Genomic DNA, 16,692 nt, shown 5'->3' on the forward strand with positions numbered 1-16,692 from the left:
GTCGGACCGCGGGCATGCGGACACGCTTTCATTCGCGGGTAGGACGCCGCCGCGGTGGAGCGGCCCCTTCGTCCTACTCCGGCTTCTTCGTTAAATTCGCGTGCGGGCGGCCGAAGTCGGGCGCCGCCGAATCCTGGCCGATCTCGACGATGCCGCGGCGGATGGCGCGGGTGCGGGTGAAGTGCTCGAACAGCGCCTCGCCGTCGTTGCGCCGGATCGCGCGCGTGAGCTTGGAGAGATCCTCGTTGAAGGTGCCGAGCATCTCCAGCACGGCTTCCTTGTTGGCCAGGAACACGTCGCGCCACATTGTGGGGTCCGACGCCGCGATGCGCGTAAAATCGCGAAAACCGCCGGCGGAGAATTTGATCACTTCCGACGACGTCACCTGCGCCAGCTCATCGGCGGTGCCGACGATGGTGTAGGCGATCAGATGCGGCAGATGGCTGGTGATCGCCAGCACCAGATCGTGATGGTCCGGCGTCATGATCTCGACCTTGGCGCCGAGCCCGGCCCAGAACGCGCGCAGCTTTTCCACCGCCGCGGCATCGGTGCCTTCCGGCGGCGTCAGGATGCACCAGCGGTTGATGAAGAGTTCGGCAAAGCCGGAGTCCGGACCGGAATGCTCGGTGCCGGCGACGGGATGGGCGGGAACGAAGTGGACGCCCGGCGGGATATGCGGTCCCATGTCGCGGGCGATGGCGCCCTTGACCGAGCCGACGTCGGACACGATCGCGCCCGCTTCGAGGAATGGCGCAATCTCCTCCGCGACCGGACCGCAGGCACCGACGGGAATGGAGAGGATGACGAGGTCGGCGCCGTTGACCGCTTCGGCGTTGGTTTCCAGCACGCGGTCGACGACGCGCAATTCTTCCACCCGCGCGCGGGTCTTGGCGGAGCGTGCCGTGGTGACGATCTCGCCGGCAAGCCCTTGCGCGCGGGCGGCGCGGGCGATCGAACCGCCGATCAGGCCGAAGCCGATCAGCGCGACGCGTTTGAAGAGGGGTTCGGTACTCACTTGGCTCTCACTTGCCCGCGATGAAATCGCGCAGGCCGTCGACGACGAGGCGGTTGGCCTCTTCGGTGCCGATGGTCATCCGCAGTGAATGCGGCAGGCCGTAATTGTTCAACGCCCGCAGCACGAGGCCGCGCCTGGTCAGATACGCATCGGCATCCGCCGAGGTCTTGCCCTTCTCCAGCGGAAAATGGATCAGCACAAAATTCGCCACGCTCGGCGTCACCTTCAGCCCGAGCTTGCTGATTTCTTCGGTCAGCCAGTTGCGCCAGTGCTCGGTGAAGTTCTTCGACATCTGGACGTGGGCGGTGTCCTCGATCGCGGCGACCGCCGCCAGCATCGCCGGCGTCGAGACGTTGAAGGGCCCGCGAATGCGGTTGACGGCGTCGACGATGTTGGCCGGGCCGAACATCCAGCCGATCCGCAGCGACGCCAGCCCGTGGATCTTGGAGAAGGTGTGGGTCACCACGGTGTTTTCGGTGGTCGCCACCAGCTCGATGCCGAGCTCGTAATCGTTGCGCGAGACGTAGTCGGCATAGGCGGCGTCGAGCACCAGCAGCACATGATCGGGCAGGCCGGCGCGCAGCCGCTTGACCTCGTCGAACGGAATGTAGGTGCCGGTCGGGTTGTTCGGATTGGCGAGCCACACCATCTTGGTGCGCGGCGAAACCAGTTTTAGGATCGCATCGACGTCGGCGGTGAAATTGGTCTCGGCCGCCACGACGTTCGTGGCGCCGTTCGCCATGGTCGCGATCGGGTACACCAGGAAGCCGTGGGCGGTCGAAATCGCCTCGTCTCCGTGCTTGAGATAGGTGTGCGCCAGCAAATTGAGGATCTCGTCGGAGCCGGCGCCGCAGATGATGCGGGCAGGATCGAGCCCGAAGGCGCGGCCGATCGCTTCGCGCAGCACGCGTGAGGTGCCTTCCGGATAGTCATGCAAATGCGCGGCCGCGTCCCGGTACGCCGCCAGCGCCTTCGGCGACGGGCCGAACGGCGTCTCGTTGGCGGACAGTTTGAACACCTTGCGGCCCGGCTCGGCCACCGGGCTCTTGCCGGGGGTGTAGGGCGCAATATCGAGAATGCCGGGGTTCGGCACGGGGCGGGACATTTTTGGGCTCCGGATCGTCAGGGCGTCGACTTGTCGACTTAAGATTTGGCCGCCCCGTTCGGGGGCACCGTATAACGCGTTGCGTGGCTGCCGACGAGGGCCGAGGAGCGCACCGACGCGCCGGCCTCGATCAGGGCGGTCTTGATCTTCTCCATCCCGGTGCCTGATATCGACACCAGCAGCGCCGCGCCGTCGAAGGCGGTATCGGGCACGGCGACGATTTCGGCGAGCGGCGCCAGCGCGCGCGCGATCTCGGCATTCCAGCCGGAGACGCGCACGCTCCAGGTCTCGACTTCGGTCACCATGGCGTTGTCGGCAACGCGCGAGACCACGAATACCGGCAACGCGGCCGGATGGTCGGCGCGTTCGAGGAACGGCCACCGCGCGATGATCTTCGGTGCGCCGTCCGCTTCGAGTTCGATCCACCACGGTGTGCGGCTCGACGCCGCCGAGACCAGCGCCAGATCGCCCTTCGATTTCGCCACCGCCTCGACCGCGGCTTGGGCGCTGAAGTGCGAGACGTATGGCACCACGAATCCGAAATGAAACCGCGCCGAATCCCGCATCGCGGATTCGCCGACCGAGACGTCGGCATGCACCGCGAACGGCGCCTGGACGTAGGTGAACGTCGAGATGATGACCCGCCAGATGCTCTCGATGGTGTCGATCGGGAGGATGCCGCGGTGCCGTTCCACCAGCCGCCGCATCATGTCGGCCTCGCGCGCCGGGCGAAATGCCGAGCCGACTTCCTGGGTCTCCTTGACCTGGATCAGCCGATCGATGATGTCGCCACGCGCCATCAACAGGCGGTGGACCTGCTCGTCGATCGCGTCGATCTCCTGGCGCAGCACCGCGAGCGAGGGCGGGGCGGGGGGTGCTTTGGACATGTTCTAGCCTTTAGCGCCGGGGGCCGAAATCACCGGCAAATACAACGACATTGATTAGGAAAGACGGCCACCGAAAGCAAAGAGAAACATCGCCATTGGGGACGTCGCGGGCGGGTTAACCATGGGCCTGCCTTGACGAAAAGCTCGCTTCGGACTAGCTTTGGCCCATTCCGTGGTCATTTGAGCCGGCCGGCTTGCAGCCACGTTAAACAACTCGCTAAACAGGCCGGGGACAGAAGTGATCCCGGTCGAACCTTTGTTCAGGCCGGGTTTTTTATGGCCTGATTTCTGTCCGAGAGGACCTCCGTCGAGGAGGTCGGTGGCCGAGATGACGAATGTGCAGTCGATACCGAGCCCTTCGATTCCGAGTCCCTCCATCCATAGCGAGGACCGGGCCCATGAGGCGGACCATCCGACGTCGCAGGTCGTCAGGTTCGGCATCGACCAGCCGCTCAAGCTCGATTGCGGCGTCGATCTGGCGCCGTTCCAGATCGCCTACCAGACCTATGGCGAGCTGAACGCGGACCGTTCCAACGCCATTCTGATCTGCCATGCGCTGACCGGCGATCAGCATGTCAACAATCCGCATCCGGTCACCGGCAAGCACGGCTGGTGGGACACCCTGGTCGGTCCTGGCAAGCCGCTCGACAGCAACCTCTATTTCATCATCTGCAGCAATGTGATCGGCGGCTGCATGGGCTCGACCGGGCCGGCCTCGACCAATCCGGCCACCGGCAAACTGTGGGGCCTCGATTTCCCGATCATCACCATTCCCGATATGGTGCGCGCGCAGACCATGCTGATCGATCGCTTGGGCATCGACACGCTGTTTTGTGTGGTTGGCGGCTCGATGGGCGGCATGCAGGCGCTGCAATGGACCGCGGCCTATCCCAAACGCGTGTTCTCGACGCTGGCGATCGCCTGCTCGACGCGCCATTCGGCGCAGAACATCGCGTTTCATGAACTCGGCCGCCAGGCGGTGATGGCCGATCCGGACTGGCGCGGCGGGCGCTATTTCGACCATGGCACGCATCCGCATCGCGGCCTCGGCGTGGCGCGGATGGCGGCCCACATCACCTATCTGTCGGACGCGGCCTTGCATCGCAAATTCGGCCGGCGGATGCAGGACCGCGAGCTGCCGACGTTCTCGTTCGACGCGGATTTCCAGGTCGAAAGCTATCTGCGTTATCAGGGCTCGTCGTTCGTCGAGCGGTTCGACGCCAACTCCTATCTCTATCTGACGCGGGCGATGGATTACTTCGACATCGCCGCCGACCACAATGGCGTGCTGGCGCAGGCGTTCCGCGGTATCCAGACCCGCTTTTGCGTGGTGTCGTTCACGTCGGACTGGCTGTTCCCGACCTCGGAATCTCGCGCGCTGGTGCATGCGCTGAACGCGTCGAGCGCGCGGGTGTCGTTCGCCGAAATCGAAACCGATCGCGGCCACGACGCCTTCCTGCTCGACGTGCCCGAATTCTTCGACATCTCCCGCGCCTTTCTGCAGTCCGCAGGCAAGGCCCGGGGCCTGAAAGAGACCGGTGGTTGATATGTCGATGTCGTCTCAGCAGACCCTGCCGCTCAACGGCATCGAGCCGCACCGCACCGAAGATCTTCGCAGCGATCATTTGCTGGTCGCCGAAATGGTCCAGAGCGGCGCAAGGGTGCTCGACGTCGGCTGCGGCGACGGCGAACTGCTGCAACTGCTGGAAAGCCGCGGCATTGACGGCCGCGGCATCGAGCTGTCGCGCGAGGGCGTCAACCGCTGCGTCGCCAAAGGCCTTGCGGTGGTGCAGGGCGACGCCGACACCGACCTCGTCAATTATCCCGACGACGCCTTCGACTATGTGATCCTGTCGCAGACGCTTCAGGCGACCCGGCAGCCGAGGGTGGTCTTGGAAAACCTGCTGCGGATCGGCCATCGCGCCATCGTCTCGTTTCCGAATTTCGGGTTCTGGCGGATGCGGCTGCAATTGCTGGTCGGCGGCCACATGCCGCGCACCGAAAACCTGCCGGCGACCTGGTACGACACGCCGAACATCCATTTCTGCACCATCAAGGATTTCGTGCAGCTCTGCGACGAGATCAACGTCAAGATGGAACGCGCGGTCGCCCTCGACCTCTACGGCCGCCCGCTGCGGCTCAATCTGCCGTGGTGGTTCTGGAACATGTTCGGCGAGCAGGGCGTGTTTTTGCTGACCCGGGGGAAGAAGTAACTATCGCCGTCATCGTTCTTACCTCTCCCGCTTGCGGGGTCGAGACGAGCGAAGCTCGCTCTTAGGTCGACGCGCTCGTTAGAGCGCGGCGGGTGGGGGTCTCTCCACCGGGCGAGCACGTTGTGTGGAGACACCCCCACCCCAACCCTCCCCCGCAAGGGCGGGAGAGGGAGCGCACCGGCGTCACCCCATCGACCGCGGATCCCGCACCGGCCATCTCCCCGCTTCCACCAGCGCAATAAAGCGCTCGACCATTTCGTTGAACAGCGCGGGGTCCTCCAGGTTGAGCACGTGGCCCGACTTCGGGAAGAACGTCAGCCCGGCCGCGGGCAGATGCTTTTTCAGGAACAGGCTCGGCTCGATGCAATTGTCGTCCTCGTCGCCGCAGATGATCAGCGCCGGCGTCGGCACGGTGCGGATCGCATCGGTCAGCGTGTAGATCGAGGGCCGACCGCCCTGAAAGCTGCGCATGGTGTTGGCCGAGCCTTTGGCGTCATGGCGCGCCAATGCGGCGTAGAAATCGGCGTGGCCGCGCGGGTCTTTCAGCAGAAAGGGAATCCGGCTCGGCGCCTCGCGCGTCGCCTTGGCGACCGCGACCGATCCGATCGCCTCGTACTGCTCGGCATTGGCGCGGCATTGCGCGCGGAAGGCGTCGAGATTTTCGATGGCAGAGCCGGAGCCAACGCCGGCCAGCGTCATCGACAGCGCGCGCTCCGGCGCGTTGAGGCCGATCTGCAGCGACGAATAGGCGCCCATCGACAGCCCGACGAAATGCGCTTTGGCGATTGCGAGGTGATCGAGCACCGCGAGCGCGTCAGTGTAGAAATGCTTGTAGGTGTAGACGTCCGATGTCGGCGGCACGTCGGAGGGGGTATAGCCGCGCGCCGAATAGGCGATGCAGCGGTGGCCGCGCGAGAAGTAGCGCATTTGCGGCTCCCAATTGGTGTGGTCGGCCGCGAACTCGTGCAGGAAGATGATCGGCGTTCCCGTGCCTGCTTCTTCGAAATAAAGGCGGACATTATCCTTGGCGACAGCGTAGGGCATTCGAGGTTCCTCTTGGGAAGGATTCAATCCGTTCTATCGTTCCAGCGACGCAATCAGACTGACGTTGGCTTTTTCGACCGCATTGAGCGGCACCTCCCAGGCATAGGGCCGATACCAGCCGAAGCGCTTGAAATGCGCGCTCAGGGCCGGATCACGAAAGAAGCGGCCGCGCCGGGCATAAATTTCATTGCGCGCGATGCGAAGCTGATCCGGTGACAGATTGATCAGCATGGCACGGGTCAGCAGAACGCTATCCGAATTGGCAAACATGAAGTCCTGCGCGGACCTTGAAGTCGGAGCCGGCGCTGGAGGAGGTGGAATCGACTCGTTGGTTGCCGAGGCGACCGGCCCGGGGACACGCGGCTTTTCCGGTTGTGCCACAGGCGGAGGAATTTGAATCGGAGGCGTCGTCGCCTGGGAGGCTTGTCTGGACAGGAAGATGTCGCCGTCGACTCCGTCATAATATGCAGGTGATTGCGTCTGCCCGACAGTGCTGGCCAGCCCCTTCACCTTTGCGCGTGTCTGCTTGGCCACTGCGACCAGCGAATTCCCGGGGTCCTCAAGTAACGGCAGGAAGCTTCGCGTGAAGACCGAATTCGCATTGGTGTCGCTGTCGGACAGCCGATCCATCGCGGATTCGCCGAAGTCCGCCGAATAGATGATGAATACGCCGCCGGGAATGGAGGTGCGCGCAAGACCGCGCAGACCGCCCACCGAGCGCCCGTTGGTGAGGCGAAACGGATTGTCGCGGCAGGCATCGAGCACGATAATCTGGATGCGAGTGCCGCGGGACTTGAGCCGCTGGATCAGATTGTCGGTGGATATGGTCAGGTCCCTGAGCAGGCTTTGCTGCTCTTGCGCCGCCACCCGCGGCGCATCGGTCGGAACCAGAAAGTTCGCACCGTCGATTTCAACGGCATGCCCGGCGTAGAACAGAAAGGCGGTGTCGCCCGGCTGAATCGAATTCTCGAACGAGCTGAACTTCTGGACGAAATCCCGCCATCCAAGATTTTCTCCGAGCGTCACCTGGAAGCCGAGTTGCTGAAGGCTGCGGCCGACGGAGCGGGCGTCGTTTACTGCCTTCTTGAGCGGATCCACATTGACGTAGGCGTCATTGCCGACAACGAAAGCAAATCGATTCTCTGCGCGAGCAGCACCGGCGGTCAGCGACAGGACCAGAATGAAGCCGATAAACCACGAGGTTTTCATTGTGTCTCCTCACGCCGCGCCCGGCTGAGTTAGTCGTTCGGCCGGCCCTGCTTCGCAAGCGCAATCAGTTCGGGCCGATACTCGAAATGCAGGCTGTCGAAATGATACCACCGGCCGCCCCAAATAAAGCCGTGGCGCTCGAAAATCTCGACGATTTTTTGCGGAATCTGGTTGCGCCAGACGATCGCGCCGGATGCACCTTTCGACCACAGCCAGTAATTGCCGAACTTGGCATTGATGTCGATCGCGGCGCCAAAGGCGTGCACCGAAAGCCGGTTGGTCTGCGCGATGGGCCGGCAGTTATAGATGCCGGACATCGGAACGAGGTAGCGGATCAGGTCGGCCGGAAGCGCGTCGAGTTCTTCTGAAACCTTCGCCAGCCGATCGGCAACGCCGTTGATGGCGGTAGCGCGCACCGTGCCGCCGCCGTGCCTGGGCAGCCAGGCGATCTCGCGAAGATTGGACAGCACCTGGCCCTTGCGGCAGTCGCCATACATCTTGAGAAAAAAAGCTTCGTTTCGGATGCGGCCCGGGTCGACGTTGGTGCCGGGCGGCTGGAATGGTGCCGTCGCCAGCGGATAGGGGATGGCGAACTGATCCCGGATGGTGGCGTGATCCAGCATTTCGGTGAACGGGCGCTCGACCGCGCTGCCGAGCGGCATACGCGTGCCGTCCTTCCACACCAGTTCGCTGTCGGTGTAGGAGGCGAGCGTGTCCGGGTAGGCGGCCACCAGGGCGTCGAGTTTGGGGTCCGCCAGGGCGGGCGCGCTGAAACTGGCGAGCAGCAAGCCGATAAAGCAGTATCTCATTTCAAAATCCGCAAGGATTCCCATGCCGGGAAGCAAATGTATCCCGAACACGATCCTACATCACCGTGAGGCAGGTGAAAAAGGAAATTGGCGGCGCCGTTGTTCACCCGAGCCGCGTGAGCCGCGCGTCGTCGCGGAGGCCATGTCGGAATCGTCAGCGGCATCGACGCCAATGGCCTCCGCAAGAAAGTCGGGCACGCTTCCGCCTTCGCTGAGCACCCGACAAGTCAGCGCCGTACCTGTCGCAGAGCCGTCGCGTCGGGCCTGGGCCGCTTGCCGCCGCCGGGGGCGCGGGTATATTAGCCCCATGGCTGTCAGCTCCCCAGATCTGAAGGCGTTCCTGCTCGCCACGCCTTTCTTCGGCGGCCTCTCGGACGCAAGCCTCGATCTCCTGGTCTCAATGCTGGTCGAACGCCGCTTCGACGCCGGCGCCACCGTCGTCGCGGAAGGAGAACCGGGGCGCTCGATGTTCATTGTTCACGCCGGTCAGCTGGTGGTGAGCAAGCTGCTGGATTCCGGGCGCGTCATCCGCATGACGGATCTTTATCCCGGCGATTTCTTCGGCGAAATGACGCTGATCGAAATGCAGAACCGGTCGGCCACCGTCGTCGCGGAGAGCGCTACGGTGCTGTACGAGCTCACCGCCCGACAGCTCTACACGTGCTACAAGACCGACATCCATGCCTATGTGCTGGTGATGCAGAACATCAACCGCGAGCTTTGCCGGCGGCTTCGCCGCGCCGACAGCCGCATCGCCGAGCTGCAGATGCTTCACGCGGATCAATGACGCCGATTCGCGTGCGTGAGGCCGGCAAACCGGCAGGCTGGCGGCGTGCACATTGCCGCCGCATTGGTTTCACCGAATGGCCACATCGGAATCAGACGCCAACCAAATTGTGCGGATAGAAGACTCTCCGGTCAAACTGAATCAAACCGAAAAGGAGTGCGCATGCGCGTCGTTACGACATCCGTCATCATTGCGGCCCTCTCTCTGGGCGCGCCCGCTTTCGTGCAGGCACAAGGCAACCCTTCGCAATCCAGCCCCTCGCAATCGACACCCTCGCAATCCGAGGAGCAGACCCCGCAGTCCAGTACGGTCATCCGCAGCATTCAGGTCGTCGACGTCAAGGATCTGCAACCCGCGGTGCGCTCGAAAGTCGATGAACTCGTGGCCCAGACACGCGAGGAAGATATTCAGTCGCTTCGGAAGTCCATTGACGCGACGCCGGAGGCGGCAGCTGTGCTCAAGGCCAAGGGCCTGAACTCATCGCAAGTCGTAGCCATCAACATCGCCGACGGCGTTCTGACGATGTTTGCCAAAACAGCTTGAACAAGCCTCCAATCAAGGAAGCAGCCACCAAGCCCGCCGGGCAAGAAACCGGCGGGCTTTGTCGTTTTTGCTCACTTATCGCGGGCCAGCCGCCTTCTGGATTTTCTGCCGACGCCCGTGCGGCCCACGTTCCGGAACGGGATGGTGCCCGCCGCCGGCTTGGTTGAGGCGACAACCACGTCAGGCATCAAAGACGATCGCGCAGCCCGGTGACGCCGTCGTTCTGCGCGCAATGATCGCAGCAATAGAAGACGCCGCCCTTTTCGAGGCCGTGCCCGACGATGCGCGTTCCACAATGCTTGCAGGTTGGTGCCAGGGCATGGATGGCGCATTCGAAGCTATCGAACGTATGCGACGTGCCGTTCATGAAGACCTGAAAGGCCTTGTCGTACGAATTTCCGCAGGTTTCGCAAGTGGCCATATCTCGCCTCCCAAGGCGGTTTCCAAGGCGGTTTCCAAGGCGCTTTCCAGCCGAACTCAATACCGGTTCGCGTCAAGAAAACGCGTCAAATCAAAAAACAGAACTCCGCTCCGATTCAAATCGGGCGGTCTAGGCTGCACGTCGCTTGCGGGTCTGTGCCGCCTTCTTTGCCGAGCGGGAACGTTCCGATGCCGGGCGTTTCGCGGCGGCCTTTCCACCGAGCTTGCCACCCTTGCGGGACGGCGCGTGGTCTTCCTTCTTGCCCCGCCCCGACCCGCTCTTTTTGCCGCCGTGGGTTTCGGCGTTCACGGTAGCCCAGGCCCGTCGTTCGGCTTCGTCGCGGGGAACGCCGCGGTGCTCGTAGCCTTCCTCGATGTGTTCGGCTTTACGCTTTTGCTTGTCGGTGTAGGCGGATTTGTCGCCGCGCGGCATGACACCCTCCTTTTTGCTGTTTGATGCAAAACACCATCCGGTCTGAAGAGTTCCAATTCGGTGATCCCTGGCCTCAGTGCCTCTTGAAATACTGTACGTCGCGTTCATGCTTTTCGGCCGCCGCGCGGGACTTGAAGGTGCCGAGGTTGCGCCTCTTGCCGGTTTTGGGATTGACCTTGCGGGAATAGAGCCGGTATTGGCCCGAAGCCAGTTTACGGATCATGATTTTTCTCCAGCGCCCCAAAGCACGTTTGTACGATCAACGCCTTTCACGGACTGCCTTACCCGGCCGACCTGCTCCGTCGCTGTGATTTTTCCAAAGCCGCTGGCGCGTATCGAACCGGGCTAGCGGCTTCGGTCATAGGTCAGCGCGATCCGAAGCCTTTCGGTCAGTACTTGAACTCGGTCATCGTCTCGAGCTGGTCCCTGGTGGCGCCAACCACAGCGCGGTCCGGATACCATTGCTTTGAACCCGAACCGGCCGAGCCGGTCGTCATCGTGCCGGCCTCGTTCGAGAACTTGACCTTATCGAGGGGCATCATGACGTGATGCTCTCCTGCGCCGGGAAAGCCGCCGACCCCGATAACCACACCAGCGGCCTTGCCGGTGGAATCGATGATCACGTCATTGACGTCGCCGATCCTCTCGTTCTGCTCATTGAAGACGTTTACGCCCACGAGCTTCGAAGCGCGCCACGGTCCAGCAGCCGGCACAGGGGCAGCGGCAGCGCCGGGCGAAGTCGTCGTGTTCTGGGCCACGCCATCGGCGAAGCCAGGGTGCAAGCTACGATTACTGCAGGAATAAGCCGCATTCGGTTCTCCACGGTTCATGAGTCTGCACTGTTCATGATGTTGGCTAACAGCAGCGGTGTTGAACCGTTCCAAAAAAGTGAGTTGCTCGAGCCGCGCGTTGATGGCGGCGCAGCCGATCAGGTTTCGTTGTGATGGTGGTGGTTGCGAACGATCTGGTCGGCGGCTTTCCTCCTGGCGAAGCGGGCGGGGAAAACGGGAACGGGCCTTCCTCGGACGCGTTGATTATTCGAGTGATGTGACGAGGGAAAAATCCACCGGAAGCATCTCAAAGCCCCGTCAGTTACGTCTGTAGCTGGCGGGGTTTTGGTCAGGAGGCCAGATGTACGCGCTGTTTGAAGGCGACAAGCAGATCGGACCTGCATTCCCCACCGAGAAAGAGGTTTGGGAAGCCGCCCTGATAGAGGGGCTTGTTACGGACGTTCCGGTGGCGGACGAGGAAGGCGGTCAGGTGGTTCCCGGCGGTTATCATGTCGCCAGGGTCGAAGAACCCTACGACCCCCGGCCGGACTGGAAACTTCCGCGTGACATTTCCTGACGCCCACGCGCTCCGAACTCAGCAGGTTACGAAATCCAGTAGATTGCCGTTCCAACGACCATGAGGGCAATCGCGCCGGCGGTCAGTAGCCCGTAGTTCAGCTCGGCTTCCGTGGGCGGTGTTTCTCGCGCCGCCTGTTCAACGATCGGCTCTTGTTTCATAACGCACCTCCAGGATTCAAAACCGAGAGCACGCGTTCGCTCCGCCCTTGAAGCGGGTTAACGAAGGTCCAACTGCCCGATCACCGAAGCGATTCAGGTCATCAGGTCGACGAATAATTTGAGGATCGACACGATCAGTCCGGCTGAAGCAATCGCCGTGCTGAGGTCGACACACTCGATGAGAGCCTGCCGCTGTTCGTCGTCCAAGCGTGAGAAGACTTTGCGCATGGTGGTCCTCCACCCCGTGTAAACTTTCTGGGCGGCCGCCGGTTCCCTTTGGGCGGCCGCCTGCCCGGGGACGGATCGGGCAGGGGCGACAAGCCGGTCGACGGCTGCGCCCGGCATAGCCCTGGCGACCTGTCCGCCGTGGCTCAACGAGCGAAGGCGGGAGCCGGGGCAGATCGATTCTGTTATTCAGAACAAATGTCAAGCCCCAAAATAAAAAATATTTCGCTTTTACAGAAAGGAAAATGAGGCTATATCCTCGTCCATCCCGTCCCGCCAGAGGGGCGTATCATGATCGTCACGATCGTTGGGACGGGTCGCGGTGGACGCTGGTAGTGCCGATAACGAACGGCGCGAGAGCGTACGGCAAAGGCGTGTGGTCCTGACGCCCTTAGGCTGGCGTCAAGTTGCGTCGGATTCATTTCGGCGCAGCGACGGTGGCAACAGAGTATAGGCTCACCGGGGAGAGCGCGTTATAAGCCGTAAAGCCATTGCGCAGGGAATGTCGGATGTTCTCCGCTGCCCTGTATGCTCGTGTGCACCTTTGTTTGTGCACGTCGCACACGAGATCGCGGGTGCAGCGCGCATCCGGCATTCCCTGCGCCCTCTTATTGAGAGGGGGCGTTGAAGATTCCAGCAAGCCTCGGGCGCAATGCGTCGCGAGAATGCGAAGGCATATTCAGTTGTCATCGCCCGGCTTGACCGGGCGACCCAGTATCCAGAGACGCCGATGATAGAACCGACAGGCCGCGGCGTACTGGATCCCCCGCTTTCGCGGAGGACGACAGCGGAAGTCGCCGGGCCGTGCCGAACTACCTCACAACAATTCCGGCTGTTCCGCCATGATCGCGTCGCCGATGGCGATGCTGCCGCCGGCGGTCACCTCGGCATAGATGCCGCACTCGTTGTGGCCGAGCCGGCGCGTCAGGGTATTCGGGATCGAGAGATCGCGCTCTGCGGTTTTCGGATCGACATTGACGGCAGCGCAACGGGTGATGCGTTTGACCACCTTGAGCCGCGCCTCGCCGATCGCGATGGTGCGGTCGACGAGGTCGAATTCGTGCCAGGCCGGCCAGCCCTCGACATAGAGGTTGGCGCGGAAACGCAGCGGATGGACGGGGTGGTCGACCATATCCTCGATGGCGCGGACGCTCGCCAGATTGATGATCGAGACCACCTTGCGGGCGACGTCGGAAAAACTGTGCCCCGGACTGGTCAGGACTTTTGGTGGCCCCTTGATCTGGCCGGCATAGCTGGTGGCAAAGAATTGCTCGATCGCGGCCCGGCCCTCGGCGGTTTCAAGGTTGCCCTGGGCCGCGACCGCGCCGTTCTGGCGGATGGTCAATACGTGGCTGGCGTCGTCGAAATGGGTCTGCAGCGCGGCCAGCCACTCGTCCCGCATCAGCATCAGGAAATGCGGCTTGGGCAGCCATTTCGGCTCGGCCGGATCGAAGCCGCTGGGGCCGTTTTCGATGGCGTAGCGGCGGTCGGCCAGCAGGGTCTGGCCGGGATTCAGCGCCGCGCGGGCGAGCGGCTCCGGGGTCAGCCCCTTGACGGGATAGCGGTAGATACCGGTGATCTGTGGGGGATTTGATGAGGTCATCCGGCTTTTTAAGAGATTCCTTTGCAGCCCGCTACCATGCTGAAATCGCAAATTGGGCTCTTCCGTTTTTGGCCGAAGATGCCCACATTTGCGTCAAGCCTGAAATGATGGCGACGACCGCCGGCTGGTTGAGGAATGTCAACGCGGCCGCGTGGAAACCCAGTGAAGATGCGGCGTCCATGCCTTCGGGGTGGGGGCGGCAGGCCGAGGGAAGCAAGTAAAATGAACATTGAGAAATACACCGAGCGTGCGCGCGGTTTCATCCAGTCTGCGCAATCGCTGGCCGTGCGCGACGGCCACCAGCAATTCTCGCCGCTGCATCTGCTCAAGGTGCTGCTGGACGACGGTGAGGGGCTGGCCGGCGGTCTGATCGACCGCGCCGGCGGCAACTCCCACGCCATCCTTAAAGCGACCGAGGATGCGCTGGGCAAGCTCCCAAAGGTATCCGGCAGTGGCGCCGGCCAGGTCTATCTCGCCCCCGAACTGGCGCGGGCGTTTGACGCCTCGGAAAAGGCCGCCGAAAAAGCCGGCGACAGCTTCGTCACCGTGGAGCGGCTGCTGCTGGGCCTCACGCTCGAGAAGGGCAGCGAGGCGGCGACCATTTTGAGCAAGGGCGGCGTCACGCCGCAAAACCTCAACGCGGCGATCGAATCGTTGCGCAAGGGCCGCACCGCTGACAGCGCCACGGCCGAGAACGCCTATGACGCGCTGAAAAAGTATGCCCGCGACCTGACCCAGGCCGCACGCGACGGCAAGCTCGATCCGGTGATCGGCCGCGACGAGGAAATCCGCCGTACCATCCAGGTGCTGTCCCGCCGCACCAAGAACAATCCCGTGCTGATCGGCGAACCCGGCGTCGGCAAGACCGCGATCGTCGAGGGCCTCGCGCTGCGCATCCTCAACGGCGACGTGCCGGAGAGCCTCAAGGACAAGAGGCTGCTGGTGCTCGACCTCGGCTCGATGATTGCGGGAGCCAAATATCGCGGCGAGTTCGAGGAGCGGCTCAAGGCCGTGCTGCAGGAAGTCACCTCGGCCGAAGGCAGCATCATCCTGTTCATCGACGAGATGCACACCCTGATCGGCGCCGGCAAGGCCGATGGCGCGATGGACGCGTCCAATTTGCTGAAGCCCGCGCTGGCGCGCGGCGAACTGCATTGCATCGGCGCCACCACGCTCGACGAATACCGCAAGCACGTCGAAAAGGACGCCGCATTGGCGCGCCGGTTCCAGCCGATCTTCGTCTCCGAGCCGACGGTCGAGGACACGATTTCGATTCTGCGCGGCCTGAAGGACAAGTACGAGCAGCATCACGGCGTGCGCATCGCCGATTCCGCGCTGGTCGCCGCCACCACGCTGTCGAACCGCTACATCACCGACCGCTTCCTGCCTGACAAGGCCATCGACCTGATGGACGAGGCCGCGGCGCGGCTGAAGATGCAGGTCGATTCCAAGCCGGAAGAACTCGATACGATGGATCGGGAGATCATCCGTCTGAAGATCGAGCAGGAGGCGCTGCGCAAGGAGAGCGATGCCGGTTCGAAGAGCCGGCTGCAGACGCTGGAGAAGGAACTCGCCGATCTCGAGGAGAAATCGGCAGCGCTGACGGCGCGCTGGAGCGCGGAGAAGAACAAGCTCTCCGACGCGCAGAAGCTGAAGAGCGAACTCGACGCCTTGCGCATCGAGCTTGCCAACGCGCAGCGCCGCGGCGAATTCCAGCGCGCGGGCGAACTGGCCTATGGCCGGATTCCCGAGCTGGAGAAGAAGCTCAGCGATATCGAAGCGAAAGAGAATCCCGGCGAGATGATGGAGGAGGCGGTTACCGCCAACCACATCGCGCAGGTGGTGTCTCGCTGGACCGGTGTGCCCGTCGACAAGATGCTGGAGGGGGAAAAGGACAAGCTGCTGAAAATGGAAGGCAGCCTCGGCAAGCGCGTGGTCGGCCAGGCCGAAGCCGTGCGGGCGGTGGCGACCGCCGTCCGCCGTTCGCGCGCCGGCTTGCAGGATCCGAACCGCCCGATGGGCTCGTTCATGTTCCTGGGGCCGACCGGCGTCGGCAAGACCGAACTGACCAAGGCGCTGGCGGAATACCTGTTCAACGACGAGACCGCGATGGTCCGTCTCGACATGTCCGAGTACATGGAAAAGCATTCGGTGTCGCGGCTGATCGGCGCGCCTCCGGGCTATGTCGGCTATGACGAGGGCGGCGCCCTCACCGAGGCGGTGCGGCGGCGGCCCTATCAGGTGGTGCTGTTCGACGAGATCGAGAAGGCGCATCCGGACGTCTTCAACGTGCTGCTGCAGGTGCTCGACGACGGCCGCTTGACCGACGGTCAGGGCCGCACAGTCGACTTCCGCAACACGCTGATCATCATGACCTCGAACCTCGGGTCGGAATTCCTGGTGAACCAGCCGGAAGGCGACGACACCTCGGAGGTGCGCGATCAGGTGATGGGAATGGTACGGGCGCATTTCCGGCCCGAATTCCTCAACCGGGTCGACGAGATCATCCTGTTCCATCGCTTGCAGAAGAGCGAGATGGGCCGGATCGTCGAGATCCAGTTCGCGCGGCTGCAGAAACTCCTGGAGGAACGCAAGATCACGCTCACGCTCGATGCCGCGGCGCGCGACTGGCTTGCCGCCAAGGGCTGGGACCCCGCCTATGGCGCGCGTCCCCTGAAGCGGGTGATCCAGCGCAACCTGCAGGATCCGCTGGCCGAAATGATCCTCGCCGGCGAGATCGCCGACGGCGATCACGTGGCGATCTCGAGCGAGGGCAACGTGCTGACCTTCAACGGCAAGGCGCCGCAGACCGCCGAGATCGCGACGTTCGAGGCGCCGATCCCGAAGCGTAAGCTGAATTAGGTACGATAGTGACGAGGGCGCGGCTCGAT

The 16,692-nt window shown here is 63.1% G+C and carries 19 protein-coding genes and 1 riboswitch; of the genes, 6 read left to right on the forward strand and 13 right to left on the reverse strand.

Annotated elements, in window-relative coordinates:
- Positions 1–73: 73 nt before the first annotated feature.
- From ACSQ84_RS30035 to ACSQ84_RS30045, 3 genes are read right to left on the reverse strand one after another with little or no spacing between them, the layout of a single operon-like run.
- Positions 74–1,015 carry a prephenate/arogenate dehydrogenase family protein gene (locus ACSQ84_RS30035; protein WP_436215340.1) on the reverse strand — a complete coding sequence of 314 codons (942 nt, stop codon included), beginning with the start codon at positions 1,013–1,015 and terminating at the stop codon, positions 74–76.
- 7 nt (positions 1,016–1,022) lie between these two features.
- Entirely contained in the window at positions 1,023–2,120 is a 1,098-nt protein-coding gene (gene hisC / locus ACSQ84_RS30040) for a histidinol-phosphate transaminase (protein WP_436215341.1), read from the reverse strand.
- Positions 2,121–2,158: 38 nt separating this feature from the next.
- A complete protein-coding gene (locus ACSQ84_RS30045; RefSeq protein ID WP_436215342.1) occupies positions 2,159–3,007 on the reverse strand; it encodes a chorismate mutase in 849 nt (282 codons plus the stop codon).
- 162 nt (positions 3,008–3,169) lie between these two features.
- Positions 3,170–3,249, forward strand: a riboswitch (SAM riboswitch).
- 86 nt (positions 3,250–3,335) lie between these two features.
- Here ACSQ84_RS30045 and metX point away from each other — a divergent pair.
- Complete coding sequence (gene metX, locus ACSQ84_RS30050) at positions 3,336–4,553, forward strand: homoserine O-acetyltransferase MetX (protein WP_436215410.1); 1,218 nt, start codon at positions 3,336–3,338, stop codon at positions 4,551–4,553.
- A gap of 7 nt (positions 4,554–4,560) precedes the next feature.
- On the forward strand, positions 4,561–5,220 hold the full coding sequence (metW, locus tag ACSQ84_RS30055) for a methionine biosynthesis protein MetW (RefSeq protein ID WP_436215411.1): 660 nt from the start codon (positions 4,561–4,563) through the stop codon (positions 5,218–5,220).
- Positions 5,221–5,403: 183 nt separating this feature from the next.
- On the opposite strand, the gene ACSQ84_RS30060 is transcribed toward metW, so the two are convergent.
- From ACSQ84_RS30060 to ACSQ84_RS30070, 3 genes are read right to left on the reverse strand one after another with little or no spacing between them, the layout of a single operon-like run.
- Positions 5,404–6,264, reverse strand: a complete 861-nt coding sequence (locus ACSQ84_RS30060) for an alpha/beta fold hydrolase (protein WP_436215343.1) — start codon at positions 6,262–6,264, stop codon at positions 5,404–5,406.
- A 33-nt stretch (positions 6,265–6,297) separates the two neighbouring features.
- Positions 6,298–7,473, reverse strand: a complete 1,176-nt coding sequence (locus ACSQ84_RS30065; protein ID WP_436215344.1) for a caspase family protein — start codon at positions 7,471–7,473, stop codon at positions 6,298–6,300.
- A 29-nt stretch (positions 7,474–7,502) separates the two neighbouring features.
- The gene (locus ACSQ84_RS30070) at positions 7,503–8,282 is read right to left on the reverse strand and encodes a M15 family metallopeptidase (RefSeq protein ID WP_436215345.1); all 780 of its coding nucleotides are present in this window, start codon (positions 8,280–8,282) and stop codon (positions 7,503–7,505) included.
- Between the two features lie 307 nt (positions 8,283–8,589).
- On the opposite strand from ACSQ84_RS30070, the gene ACSQ84_RS30075 reads away from it, so the two are divergent.
- Both ACSQ84_RS30075 and ACSQ84_RS30080 read left to right on the forward strand, forming a co-directional pair.
- Positions 8,590–9,069, forward strand: a complete 480-nt coding sequence (locus ACSQ84_RS30075) for a Crp/Fnr family transcriptional regulator (RefSeq protein ID WP_436215346.1) — start codon at positions 8,590–8,592, stop codon at positions 9,067–9,069.
- Between the two features lie 162 nt (positions 9,070–9,231).
- Entirely contained in the window at positions 9,232–9,612 is a 381-nt protein-coding gene (locus ACSQ84_RS30080; RefSeq protein ID WP_436215347.1) for a hypothetical protein, read from the forward strand.
- A gap of 187 nt (positions 9,613–9,799) precedes the next feature.
- Here the strand turns inward: ACSQ84_RS30080 and ACSQ84_RS30085 are convergent, their stop codons facing one another.
- The 4 genes from ACSQ84_RS30085 to ACSQ84_RS30100 form a co-directional block, all read right to left on the reverse strand.
- Positions 9,800–10,033, reverse strand: coding sequence for a hypothetical protein (locus tag ACSQ84_RS30085; protein ID WP_436215348.1), 234 nt, complete (start codon positions 10,031–10,033; stop codon positions 9,800–9,802).
- 129 nt (positions 10,034–10,162) lie between these two features.
- A complete protein-coding gene (locus ACSQ84_RS30090) occupies positions 10,163–10,465 on the reverse strand; it encodes a plasmid stabilization protein (RefSeq protein ID WP_436215349.1) in 303 nt (100 codons plus the stop codon).
- Positions 10,466–10,538: 73 nt separating this feature from the next.
- Positions 10,539–10,688 carry a hypothetical protein gene (locus tag ACSQ84_RS30095; RefSeq protein WP_436215350.1) on the reverse strand — a complete coding sequence of 50 codons (150 nt, stop codon included), beginning with the start codon at positions 10,686–10,688 and terminating at the stop codon, positions 10,539–10,541.
- Positions 10,689–10,854: 166 nt separating this feature from the next.
- Positions 10,855–11,349 (reverse strand): PRC-barrel domain-containing protein, encoded by a 495-nt coding sequence (locus ACSQ84_RS30100; protein ID WP_436215351.1) that lies wholly within the window; start codon positions 11,347–11,349, stop codon positions 10,855–10,857.
- A gap of 247 nt (positions 11,350–11,596) precedes the next feature.
- Between ACSQ84_RS30100 and ACSQ84_RS30105 the strand changes: the two genes are divergently transcribed.
- Positions 11,597–11,812 carry a hypothetical protein gene (locus ACSQ84_RS30105; RefSeq protein WP_436215352.1) on the forward strand — a complete coding sequence of 72 codons (216 nt, stop codon included), beginning with the start codon at positions 11,597–11,599 and terminating at the stop codon, positions 11,810–11,812.
- A 26-nt stretch (positions 11,813–11,838) separates the two neighbouring features.
- On the opposite strand, the gene ACSQ84_RS30110 is transcribed toward ACSQ84_RS30105, so the two are convergent.
- The 3 genes from ACSQ84_RS30110 to ACSQ84_RS30120 form a co-directional block, all read right to left on the reverse strand.
- Entirely contained in the window at positions 11,839–11,973 is a 135-nt protein-coding gene (locus ACSQ84_RS30110) for a hypothetical protein (RefSeq protein ID WP_436215353.1), read from the reverse strand.
- 93 nt (positions 11,974–12,066) lie between these two features.
- Positions 12,067–12,201 carry a hypothetical protein gene (locus tag ACSQ84_RS30115; protein ID WP_436215354.1) on the reverse strand — a complete coding sequence of 45 codons (135 nt, stop codon included), beginning with the start codon at positions 12,199–12,201 and terminating at the stop codon, positions 12,067–12,069.
- Positions 12,202–13,015: 814 nt separating this feature from the next.
- On the reverse strand, positions 13,016–13,801 hold the full coding sequence (locus ACSQ84_RS30120) for an MOSC domain-containing protein (protein ID WP_436215355.1): 786 nt from the start codon (positions 13,799–13,801) through the stop codon (positions 13,016–13,018).
- 222 nt (positions 13,802–14,023) lie between these two features.
- Here ACSQ84_RS30120 and clpB point away from each other — a divergent pair, with 222 nt between their 5' ends.
- The gene (gene clpB, locus ACSQ84_RS30125) at positions 14,024–16,663 is read left to right on the forward strand and encodes an ATP-dependent chaperone ClpB (RefSeq protein WP_436215356.1); all 2,640 of its coding nucleotides are present in this window, start codon (positions 14,024–14,026) and stop codon (positions 16,661–16,663) included.
- The last annotated feature ends 29 nt before the right edge of the window (positions 16,664–16,692 follow it).

The organism is Bradyrhizobium sp. LjRoot220 (assembly GCF_964252915.1).
In the GTDB taxonomy this organism is placed as follows: domain Bacteria; phylum Pseudomonadota; class Alphaproteobacteria; order Rhizobiales; family Xanthobacteraceae; genus Bradyrhizobium.

Bases quoted from the DNA above. Each gene is read 5' to 3' on its own strand.
- ACSQ84_RS30105 (WP_436215352.1), top strand. From the start codon at position 11,597: ATGTACGCGCTGTTTGAAGGCGACAAGCAGATCGGACCTGCATTCCCC.
- ACSQ84_RS30045 (WP_436215342.1), bottom strand. From the start codon at position 3,007: ATGTCCAAAGCACCCCCCGCCCCGCCCTCGCTCGCGGTGCTGCGCCAG.
- ACSQ84_RS30085 (WP_436215348.1), bottom strand. From the start codon at position 10,033: ATGGCCACTTGCGAAACCTGCGGAAATTCGTACGACAAGGCCTTTCAG.
- ACSQ84_RS30120 (WP_436215355.1), bottom strand. From the start codon at position 13,801: ATGACCTCATCAAATCCCCCACAGATCACCGGTATCTACCGCTATCCC.
- ACSQ84_RS30080 (WP_436215347.1), top strand. From the start codon at position 9,232: ATGCGCGTCGTTACGACATCCGTCATCATTGCGGCCCTCTCTCTGGGC.
- ACSQ84_RS30060 (WP_436215343.1), bottom strand. From the start codon at position 6,264: ATGCCCTACGCTGTCGCCAAGGATAATGTCCGCCTTTATTTCGAAGAA.
- ACSQ84_RS30070 (WP_436215345.1), bottom strand. From the start codon at position 8,282: ATGAGATACTGCTTTATCGGCTTGCTGCTCGCCAGTTTCAGCGCGCCC.
- ACSQ84_RS30075 (WP_436215346.1), top strand. From the start codon at position 8,590: ATGGCTGTCAGCTCCCCAGATCTGAAGGCGTTCCTGCTCGCCACGCCT.
- hisC (WP_436215341.1), bottom strand. From the start codon at position 2,120: ATGTCCCGCCCCGTGCCGAACCCCGGCATTCTCGATATTGCGCCCTAC.
- metX (WP_436215410.1), top strand. From the start codon at position 3,336: ATGACGAATGTGCAGTCGATACCGAGCCCTTCGATTCCGAGTCCCTCC.
- ACSQ84_RS30065 (WP_436215344.1), bottom strand. From the start codon at position 7,473: ATGAAAACCTCGTGGTTTATCGGCTTCATTCTGGTCCTGTCGCTGACC.
- metW (WP_436215411.1), top strand. From the start codon at position 4,561: ATGTCGTCTCAGCAGACCCTGCCGCTCAACGGCATCGAGCCGCACCGC.
- ACSQ84_RS30115 (WP_436215354.1), bottom strand. From the start codon at position 12,201: ATGCGCAAAGTCTTCTCACGCTTGGACGACGAACAGCGGCAGGCTCTC.
- ACSQ84_RS30090 (WP_436215349.1), bottom strand. From the start codon at position 10,465: ATGCCGCGCGGCGACAAATCCGCCTACACCGACAAGCAAAAGCGTAAA.
- clpB (WP_436215356.1), top strand. From the start codon at position 14,024: ATGAACATTGAGAAATACACCGAGCGTGCGCGCGGTTTCATCCAGTCT.
- ACSQ84_RS30110 (WP_436215353.1), bottom strand. From the start codon at position 11,973: ATGAAACAAGAGCCGATCGTTGAACAGGCGGCGCGAGAAACACCGCCC.
- ACSQ84_RS30095 (WP_436215350.1), bottom strand. From the start codon at position 10,688: ATGATCCGTAAACTGGCTTCGGGCCAATACCGGCTCTATTCCCGCAAG.